Origin of the sequence: uncultured Campylobacter sp. (genome assembly GCF_938040115.1) — a bacterium.
Taxonomy (GTDB): domain Bacteria; phylum Campylobacterota; class Campylobacteria; order Campylobacterales; family Campylobacteraceae; genus Campylobacter_A.
Genome location: NZ_CALHXD010000288.1, coordinates 1 through 1,265, shown reverse-complemented (window position 1 = coordinate 1,265; position 1,265 = coordinate 1). Strand labels below are relative to the sequence as shown.

Sequence of the window (1,265 nt, the reverse complement as noted above, 5' to 3'; positions counted from 1 at the left end):
GATGCTAAAATGATACTGCAAACCAAAAATTTATCCTTTAGCTACGGCGGATTCGGGCTTGAAGACGTAAGCATCGAGATCAAAAGAGGCAGCATATGCGGGCTTTTGGGCACTAACGGCAGCGGCAAGAGCACGTTTTTTAACTGCTGTATGAAATTTCTAAGTATCAAAGGGGGCGAAATTTATGTGGGTTCGCAAAACACGAAGCACAAAAGTCCCGCGTGGATGGCTAAAAACATCGCCTACGTCGCGCAGTACACCGAGCTGCATTTTCCGTTTTTCGTAAGGGATATCGTCCTAATGGGGCGCTCTATGCACGTAAAGAGTCTATTTGGCTTTAGCAAAGACGACAAAAGGGCGGTGAGCGAGGTGATGGAGTTTATCGGTATCTCGCATCTAGCCGATAAAAAGATGAACGAGCTTAGCGGCGGGCAGCGGCAGCTAGTTTTTATTGCCAGAGCGCTCGCGCAGGATACACCGCTCATACTACTTGACGAGCCCACGTCCGCGCTTGATTTTAAAAACCAGATCACGCTTTGGAAAATTTTAAAAAAGATCGCTGCGGGCGGCAAAACGATCGTCATCTGCACGCACGAGCCAAACCACATCCTTTGGTTTTGCGACGAAGTGATAGTTTTTCGCGATGGGCGGATCGTCTCAAAAGGCAGCGTCGCGCAGGTCTTAAACGACGAACTGCTGGTTAAAATTTACGGCGACGTCTGCACCTTTGAAAGGCTCGCGCAAAAAGAGGTGATCCTGCCTAAGCTCTAGCTACTCCTCTAGGCTATACCCGATACTGCGCACGGTTTTGATTAGCTCAAAGGGTAGCTTCGCGCGTAGCTGGCGCACGAGCGAGCGCAGGCGATCGGACGAGACGTTTTCGTCCTTGTAGATACTCCACTCAAGCTCCTGGATCGTTACTACGTGCGGGGCGTTTTTGGCCAAAATTTCTAAAAACAACCCCTCTTTTTTGCCAAGCATTATGCTTGTGCCGTTTATGTGCAGAGTGAGGCTGTTTTTGTCGTAGATAGCGCCGTTTTTTAGCTCAAATTTGCTTCCGAGCAAAATTCGGCAGTTTCTAAATACCCGAAACAAAAACTCCTCCGGCAAAAAAGGCTTTACCATAAAGTCGTCGTATTTGGCGTAGTAAATTTTCTTATAAAGCGCGGGGATGGCCTTATCTATAAGGATCATAACGGGAGTTAGGCTCCCGTTATCTCGCAGAAATTTGACCGACTCAAAATTTGCCAGATCCTTCGTCTTTA

The 1,265-nt window shown here is 47.8% G+C and carries 2 protein-coding genes; one reads left to right on the top strand and one right to left on the bottom strand.

All coding sequences use genetic code 11. From position 1 onward, the window contains the following. A partial coding sequence (locus Q0314_RS09735) for an ABC transporter ATP-binding protein (protein WP_298058589.1) occupies positions 1-771 on the top strand: 771 nt, incomplete at its 5' end. On the opposite strand, the gene Q0314_RS09730 is transcribed toward Q0314_RS09735, so the two are convergent. Next, positions 772-1,265 (bottom strand): winged helix-turn-helix domain-containing protein (locus Q0314_RS09730; RefSeq protein WP_298058587.1); only part of this gene is annotated, 494 nt, incomplete at its 5' end. It abuts the gene before it with no gap.